The sequence below is a fragment of the Thiohalocapsa sp. genome, from assembly GCF_019695415.1.
Taxonomy (GTDB): Bacteria; Pseudomonadota; Gammaproteobacteria; order Chromatiales; family Chromatiaceae; genus Thiohalocapsa.
In genome coordinates this window covers 1-7,581 of sequence record NZ_JAIFKJ010000104.1, presented here as the reverse complement: position 1 = coordinate 7,581, position 7,581 = coordinate 1, and the positions used below count along the sequence as shown (strand labels likewise).

Here is a 7,581-nt window from a genome sequence, read left to right as displayed (position 1 = left end):
TCTGGGGCAGCATGCTGGCTGTCTGCGTGCAGGCCGCCGCCGGACTGCCCTGCCCCGCTAACCATCATCAGTTCATCGCTCGAAAAGTTCTCTAGCAACGCCACGCAGCCAGCACCAGTTTCGCGGGACGGTCATGCCACGCCCGAGCGGTCTGCCCTCCCCGAGCCGACCGCACCGCAGGCGGCGGCTCCTGCCGCAGACGTCGCCGACGGTCATCAAGGTGGGAGCTGATCGATGCTGGAAATCCTCCTTTGCTCGCTGGTAACGGTGCTGCCGGACTACCTGTTCCGGCGCTTTGTTCAGGGTAAGCGCTTCGGGCGCGAGATCACGCTGTTCTCCGTCTGGTACGAGCTGCGCTACGGCATCACGCTCTGTCTGATACTGACCGTGAGCTTGATCACGACGATCTTTTATTTCCATCCGTCGACGACGGCCGCGGCATCGGTGTTCCGCACCGTGACCATCCTGCCGGAGATGACCGGCCGCGTGGAGGAGACTTACGTCGGCATCAGCCAGCGAGTCAAAGAAGGGGACCCGCTGTTTCGCATGGATGGCTCCCGCTACGAGGCTGACATCGAAACCGCGAAGAAGCGTATCGCAGAAATCGACGCCCGACTGGCGGTGGCGAAGGCGCAGCTTGCCGAGGCGGACGCTCAGATCGCGGCCGCGAGCGCGGGCCTACAAGAGGCGCAGGAAGAGTTCCAGGCGCGGGTCGATATCCAGCGCCGGAGTCCGGGGGCCGTCGCAGCGCGGGAAGTGGACCGCTTCGAGGCGCGGGTAGCCTCTCAACAAGCAGCCCTCGACGCAGCAACGGCAAGCCGGGACGCGCTCCTCGAGAGGATCGACACCCAGCTTCCCGCAGAGCGGGCGACCGCCGTTGCGGCGATGCAGGAGGCTGAGGTCGAGCTCGGTAAGACGCTGATCGTTGCCGGCACCGACGGCGTCGTGCAGCAGTTCACGCTGCGCCCTGGGGATCTGGTTAACGCAATGTTGCGGCCCGCTGGCGTGCTGGTACCGGATAGCAAAGTGGACGCACTACTGGCGGGGTTCGGCCAGATCGAGTCGCAGGTGATCCGGCAAGGCATGGTCGGCGAAGTGACCTGCCCCGCACTCCCCATTCAGATTATCCCCGTGGTGGTCACCGAAGTGCAGGATGTCATCGCCACCGGGCAGGTGCGGCCGACGGACCGACTCTTCGACGTTCAAGAGTTCGCGCAGCCCGGCACCATCACCGCGCTGCTGGAACCGCTGTACGCCGGCGGGCTGGCCAACTTACCCCAAGGGGCAAGCTGTATCGCCAACGTCTACACCAGCAACCACGAGCGCCTGAGCGCTGGAGATTTGGGCACGTTTCAGCGCATCGGGCTGCATCTCGTCGACACCGTTGGCGTCGTGCACGCCATGCTGCTGCGTATTCAGGCCTTACTCCTGCCCGTGAAGACCTTGGTGTTGAGCGGTCACTGACGACACACCCTGATGACGCAATCAGGCGGCCCTGACCTGTTCATCGACATCTGCATCAGCCACACCGGCGACGACAGCGCCATCCTCGGCATCTGCAGTCGCGCCTACGCCTTCCTAATGCGCGAACTGCCGCCCGCCGGCGGGCTCAGGCGATCTCCACGCGCTTGCGCGAGGTCTTGGTCACCTTGGGCATCGAGACCACCAGCATGCCGTCTTCGAACTTGGCCGTCGCCTTGTCGGTGTCGACAGCGGCAGGCAGCGTGACGGTGCGGGAGAACGCTCCGCGGCGGATCTCCCTGCGAGAGTAGTTCTCCTTTTCCTCCTTCTCCTCGTGCTGTGTCTCTCCGGAGATGGTCAGTGTGTTGTCCGTGACGCTGAGCTCCACATCCTCCTTGCGCACGCCGGGGATCTCCGCCTTGACCACGACCTCATCGTCGCGGTCGAGGACGTCGACACTGGGGCTCGGGGCCCGCATGCCCGGCATGAGATCATCCCACGCGGGGGCGCCCCAGCGGTGCATCCAGCGCCCAGGCAGGAACTCGTCCATCAGGCGCTCCATCTGCTCCCATGGCGTTATGCCACTAGTAGTGGCGGGTGTCTTCTCGGTTTTCCGCTCGACGTTCTTGGCCATGCTTGCCTCCCATGTGCTTGACGCGCTCACACGCGGTGGGGGCAGCGGGCATGATCCGCCCTATCGAGCTCATGCCTGGCGCTGCCATCGGCGGCCGATGGGCCAGCAATACGGCATCAGGCAGGTCCTGGCACGGGACCAGGCATGAGGCTCGGCGGCACGATGGCCGCGGCGCCCCCTCTCACCACAATGATAGTGCACCCCCGGCGCTCCGCCATCGGTACATCCGGGCAACGGCCTGCGAGCGTTTGGCTACGCCTGAATCCGCACCATTAGCGAATCATATCCACGCTCGGCCTCAGACAGATTCGTGCTCTTCCAGGCGGAAGCCGAGCAGCTCCAGCACCACTCCGGTCACCGCGCCGCCGAGCAGCCCCCCGAGGAAGCCAGACGGCACCTCTGCGAGCACGCGGTCGACGGCGGTCTTGGTCTCTATGTCGAGCGCGGCGGCGGTGGTACCCGCCACCATCCAGATGCTGGCGCCTACCACTGCCGCCACCAGCGCCGCGACCAGGGGCGCCGCGATTGCATCCGGCAGCCAGCCATGGACATGCTGGACGAACCAGTGCTCGTTGAGCTGGAACAGAGAGCCCACCAGGGCGACGATGCCGGCGGCCATGACGAAAGCGCCCACCGGCTGCGCATAGACCGTCAGCACGGCCACCAGAATGATGCCGGCACCAAGCCCGGAGAGCAGGCCCGTCAAGGTTTCCGCCAGAGGCCGGGCACCGGCCGCAGAGGTCCAAGTGAAGAACGCCCCGCCGAGCAATCCGAGACCGGCCGCCACCGCCGCCAGGATGCCGAGCTCTAGCCTGGGACCGCCGATGATCAGGTAACCAATGGAGGCTACGACTCCCGCCATAGCGCCGAGCAACGCCACCGGCATGGCGCTGTAGAAAGCAGACGTGGTCATGGCCGCGGCGAGCGCCGCCACCACCACCGCCTGCCAAGGGCCGAGGGCCAGCACCTGGAGCACCTCGTACAGGCCGATGAAGAGCCCGCCGAACAGGGCGCCGGCGAGGCTCCAGACGAACAGCGTTGTGACAATAGCGGTCAAGCGCTCTTTGAGCTGCATGCGAACGGCTCCTCTGAATCCCTCTGCCGCGGCAGGGCGCGCGGCCAGCTTTGGTGCTACCCGGCTGCGTCATGCCGCCGGTGGACGGTTGTTGTCATTGATTGGGTGCGCCGGGCACGTGGCCTGGCCCCCCTAGTAGTCTAGCGAATCCAAATGATCCGGCACTCATGCATCGAGAAAGCCGCAGCCGCACCAGGGGCGTGGCCGCCTGCCATCACCCGCGGGCCTGGGTTACCATCCGGCCGTGCTTCAGGCACCACGCCCGCGCGCCGGCGCCCGACGTGCGGCGCAAAACGACCGAATTCCAACGAAAGCGAGGACACCCATGGCGAGAACAGCACTGGTCACCGGCGGCACCCGCGGCATCGGCGAGGCCATCAGCATCGCGCTGAAGGACGCCGGCTATAAGGTCGCGGCCAACTACGGCGGCAACGATAAAGCAGCCCAAGACTTCACCGCTCGTACCGGTATCCCGGCCTACAAGTTCGACGTCTCCGACTTTGACGCCGTTACCAATGGCATTCAGGCCATCGAGCAGGACCTGGGACCCATCGAGGTACTGGTAAACAACGCCGGCATCACCCGCGACGGTACCCTGCACAAGATGACACACGACAAATGGCAGGCCGTGATCGACACCAATCTTGGGTCGTGCTTCAACTGCTGCCGGGCCGTCATCGAGGGCATGCGTGAGCGCGGCTTCGGGCGCATCGTCAACATCGGCTCCATCAACGGCCAGGCCGGTCAGTACGGCCAAGTCAACTACGCCGCCGCCAAGTCCGGCATCCATGGCTTCACCAAGGCGCTTGCGCAGGAAGGCGCCGCCAAGCACATCACCGTCAACGCCGTGGCGCCCGGCTACGTGGACACGGAGATGGTGCGCGCCGTGCCGCCGGAGGTACTGGAGAAGATCATCAAGCGCATTCCGGTCGGGCGGCTCGGTAAGCCGGAGGATATTGCGCGCACCGTGGTGTTTCTGGTGGCGGACGATGCGGACTTCATTACCGGCGCAACGCTGTCCGTCAACGGCGGCCAACATATGTATTGAGGATGGGGATTTAGCGAGGCGGTGCCGCAGACGGATGAGCGACCGGGTCGCCGGCGCGCCTCAGGCTTGTCATTGGCCAGGGCGGAGGGCAAAGGGCGGAGGATCGGCCTCCCGCTCCGCCGGCGGCAACTGCTCCTCGGCCCTCGCCCCTTCGGCCCCCTCAGCCCTTCGGCCCAAGAATCAGCCATAGGATGAACCCCAACAAGGGCAACAGCAGCAGCAACACCACCCAAATGACCTTGCCCAGGGTACTTGCGTCGCTCTGCACCGTTTTGACGATGGCATAGACCACCAAAATCAGCAGCAGCAGTCCGAAAAAACCGCCCACTTCGACCATGTGTCCTCTCCTCCTGCGTCTGCGACAGCCTGCGGCGGCACCATCGATCTGTCGTTTTCCGCGGGCCTCGGTGACTCGTTGTGCGGCGCGCCCCGAGTCACTCGCGCCGGTGCGCTGTCGCCGGCCGGTGCCGTCGTGACGGCCGCCGCCATCATCATCGCCAACGCCCGGGCCGGCCAAGCGCATCGCCATGATGATGCGCTGGCTAGCCAACTAACCGCCTGTCTGCAAGGCGCCGGGCTCGCCAGCGTCACGCTGCCCTTCCCGGCGGTGGCCAAGGACCCGGCGTACCGCGCTGAGCTCGAAGCCTACCTGGATGCCGGCGCCCGGCGCGTGGTGGTGCTGGGCGGCGACGGCACGGTACGCAGCGTCGCAGCCCTGCTGTTGGGCAGGGACGTCCCGCTCGGGATTGTACCGCTCGGCACCGCCAACCTGCTCGCTCGCGACCTAGGCGTGCCCTTGGTACCGGAGGTAGCCGTCGGCATGCAGGCAACGGCGCGGGTGCACCATATCGACGTCGCCCGATGCAATGATGAGCCCTTCCTGTGCGCCGCCATGTTCGGACTGACCACGAACTTGGCCCGGGCCCGCGAGGCGGCCCGTGGCATCGGCACCTGGCGTATGCTGCCGCGCGTGCTGCGCAAGGCCTACTGGCTGCTGAAGCGTTACCCCTTTCACCGAGTACACCTGCGCCTGGACGACGCGCCGGCGACGCTCAGCACCCGCGCGCTGCTGGTTTCGAACAATCCACTCGAGCCCCGCGCGGGCCTGCACCCCGCGCGCACCGCGCTGGATACGGGACGCCTCGGCGTCTACGGTGTACGCGAGGGACCGCTGTACGATCTGCCGCGATTGGTGCTGACGCTGCTTGCGGGCGCCTGGACGCGAGAGCCGCGGGTATTCCACCGCATTTGCCGGCATGCCCGCATCGACACCCAGCGCCCCTTGCGCACCACGGCGTTGCTGGACGGCGAGCGGACGCAGTTCCGCTCGCCGCTCGAGTTCGACAGCCTGCCTGGCGCCCTGCCGGTACTGGTACCGGACCCGGCAGCCGCAAAGTCTTCCCGCGGCGCACACACTCGCTGAGACCCTGACGCATGAGCTATCGGTGGGTTAACCCTCAACCCCAGCGTCCACACCGGGGCCCACGCGGATGCTGAGGACGGCCTCGGCCCCGCGGTAGCGGCCGTTACCGAGCCGCAGGCATCCGCCGAGCAGGTCCATCCGGGAGCGCAGACTGTAGAGCCCAAAACCGCCGGCTGTGCTCTCGCCCTGAGCCGTGCCGGACGCAACCCCCGCGCGTTCCAGCCATGTGGGCTCGAAGCCCCGCCCGTCGTCGCTGACCACGATACGCAACAGGTCGCCATCATAGGTGAGCCGCAGGAGGGCCTGGGTCGCCTCCGCATGCTTGGCAACGTTGATCAGTAGCTCTCGCGCGCCTTGAAACAGTGTGACCGATAAGGCATCCGCCAAGGCCGGCGGGTCGCCGCTTTGCTCACAGACCACGTGCAGCCCCCATTGCTCTCGAACCTCCGACGCGAGCCATTCCAGCGCCTGATAAAGGCCGCGCTTACGCAGCAGGGGTGGACTGAGCTCGAAGACCAGAGAACGCAACTGCTTGATGGCTCCCGCCAGCAGCGCAACCAGCTGCCCCCGGCGCTCCTCGAGCTGCGACTCGCCCTCCAACAGGATGCGCGCCAGGACCAACTCTTGAATGGTGGTGTCGTGCAGCTGCTGTGCGAGCTGGCGGCGCTGGCGCTCCTCCACCGTCGCCATCTCTACGTTCAGCTCGCGGAGTCGGCGGTTGGCCTGCTGCAGGCGGGCGCTGCGCTCGTCCAACGCGGTATGCAGGCCGCGGGACAGCTGCGACAGGGTGGTGTGGGTCGCGACCCGGGCCAGCAGCACCGACACGGCGAACGGCTTGACGATGTAATCTACGCCGCCGGACTCGAAGCCGCGCACAATCTCCTGCTCGTTGCCCTTGGCCGTCAGGAAGATGATCGGGATGCGCTTGGTGCTGGCCCCCTGCCGCAGCTCCCGGCAGACGGCGAAACCATCCGTGTCCGCGAGCATCACGTCGAGCAGAATGAGATCCGGGTGGCGGTCCTGCGCCGCCGCCAAGGCATCGGCACCGGTGGACGCCGCCGACACGCGATAGCCCTGTTGGCGGAGCAGCCCTGCGACATAGACGCGGGTCGCGCCTTCGTCGTCGACAACCAAGATCTCGGCTTGAGGGAGCGGGTCGGTCACGTCTGGGCGGCTGTCCGTTGGCGCCTCGGCGGCGTCGACGCCGCGCTCGAGTAAGTGCTGGACACTCCCCCGGAGCACGGCAAATCTTTAAAAGGCTACGCGAACTGAACGAATAATCCTGTCAGCTATGCGCGTACAAGCACGAGGTCATCACCGATCGCCATCACCCCCCACCGGGCAGCGTGGCTGCCCTTCCGGCTGCTCGGCGCGCTCGGCGGATAGCGTCGTGGGCTCGTGCTCGGGCGGAGCGGCCGCCGGCGCAGCCGACACGGCATCCAACGCGGCCAATACCTGCTCCAGAACCGCAAGCAGCGCCTGTGCGGCGGATCGCCAGTCGCCGCGGTCGTCCAGCGCGGCCGTGACCGCTAGCGCCCGCTGTTCCAGGCCGGCAGATCCGATCACGCCGGCCACGCCCTTGAGCGCATGGGCGATGGACCGCAACTGACGGCGCTGCCCGGATGCGACTGCGGCGCGGAGCGCTGACAGATCGTTTCGATGCTCTCGGTGAAAGGACGCCAGCACCCGCTGATAGAGCACCGCGTCGCCGCCGGCACGGGCCAGGCCGGCCGCGAAATACACCGCTGGACCAGCGCCCGGCGCCTGCTTCACAGCCACCACCCCTGTGACGCCCGCCCCTCCCCCGGTGGTAGCATCAGCATGGTCCGCCTGCTGAATTGCCTCCCGTACCAGAACAACCGCCCACGCCGCTGCCGGCACAACGACCCGCCGACAGCCCCCCTTCACGTCACCCGCCACCGACGCCACCCACACGTGTC

The 7,581-nt window shown here is 66.8% G+C and carries 8 protein-coding genes; 3 read left to right on the top strand and 5 right to left on the bottom strand.

Going from position 1 to position 7,581, the window contains the following annotated elements; all coding sequences use genetic code 11:
* Positions 1–234 precede the first annotated feature (234 nt).
* Complete coding sequence (locus I6U14_RS02270) at positions 235–1,464, top strand: HlyD family secretion protein (RefSeq protein ID WP_296896553.1); 1,230 nt, start codon at positions 235–237, stop codon at positions 1,462–1,464.
* Positions 1,465–1,609: 145 nt separating this feature from the next.
* Here I6U14_RS02270 and I6U14_RS02265 read toward each other — a convergent pair whose 3' ends face one another.
* A complete protein-coding gene (locus tag I6U14_RS02265) occupies positions 1,610–2,095 on the bottom strand; it encodes an Hsp20/alpha crystallin family protein (RefSeq protein ID WP_296896551.1) in 486 nt (161 codons plus the stop codon).
* Positions 2,096–2,393: 298 nt separating this feature from the next.
* Positions 2,394–3,170 carry a spermidine synthase gene (locus tag I6U14_RS02260; RefSeq protein WP_296896549.1) on the bottom strand — a complete coding sequence of 259 codons (777 nt, stop codon included), beginning with the start codon at positions 3,168–3,170 and terminating at the stop codon, positions 2,394–2,396.
* Positions 3,171–3,495: 325 nt separating this feature from the next.
* Between I6U14_RS02260 and phbB the strand changes: the two genes are divergently transcribed.
* Positions 3,496–4,218: an acetoacetyl-CoA reductase gene (gene phbB / locus I6U14_RS02255; protein WP_296896547.1), complete on the top strand. Its 723-nt coding sequence runs from the start codon at positions 3,496–3,498 to the stop codon at positions 4,216–4,218.
* 160 nt (positions 4,219–4,378) lie between these two features.
* On the opposite strand, the gene I6U14_RS02250 is transcribed toward phbB, so the two are convergent.
* Positions 4,379–4,555, bottom strand: coding sequence for a PLDc N-terminal domain-containing protein (locus tag I6U14_RS02250; RefSeq protein WP_296896546.1), 177 nt, complete (start codon positions 4,553–4,555; stop codon positions 4,379–4,381).
* Positions 4,556–4,690: 135 nt separating this feature from the next.
* Between I6U14_RS02250 and I6U14_RS02245 the strand changes: the two genes are divergently transcribed.
* Complete coding sequence (locus I6U14_RS02245) at positions 4,691–5,641, top strand: diacylglycerol kinase family protein (RefSeq protein ID WP_296896544.1); 951 nt, start codon at positions 4,691–4,693, stop codon at positions 5,639–5,641.
* 27 nt (positions 5,642–5,668) lie between these two features.
* Here I6U14_RS02245 and I6U14_RS02240 read toward each other — a convergent pair whose 3' ends face one another.
* Both I6U14_RS02240 and I6U14_RS02235 read right to left on the bottom strand, forming a co-directional pair.
* A complete protein-coding gene (locus I6U14_RS02240; RefSeq protein ID WP_296896542.1) occupies positions 5,669–6,805 on the bottom strand; it encodes a response regulator in 1,137 nt (378 codons plus the stop codon).
* A gap of 150 nt (positions 6,806–6,955) precedes the next feature.
* On the bottom strand, positions 6,956–7,581 hold a 626-nt coding region (locus I6U14_RS02235; protein ID WP_296896541.1), incomplete at its 5' end, for an Hpt domain-containing protein.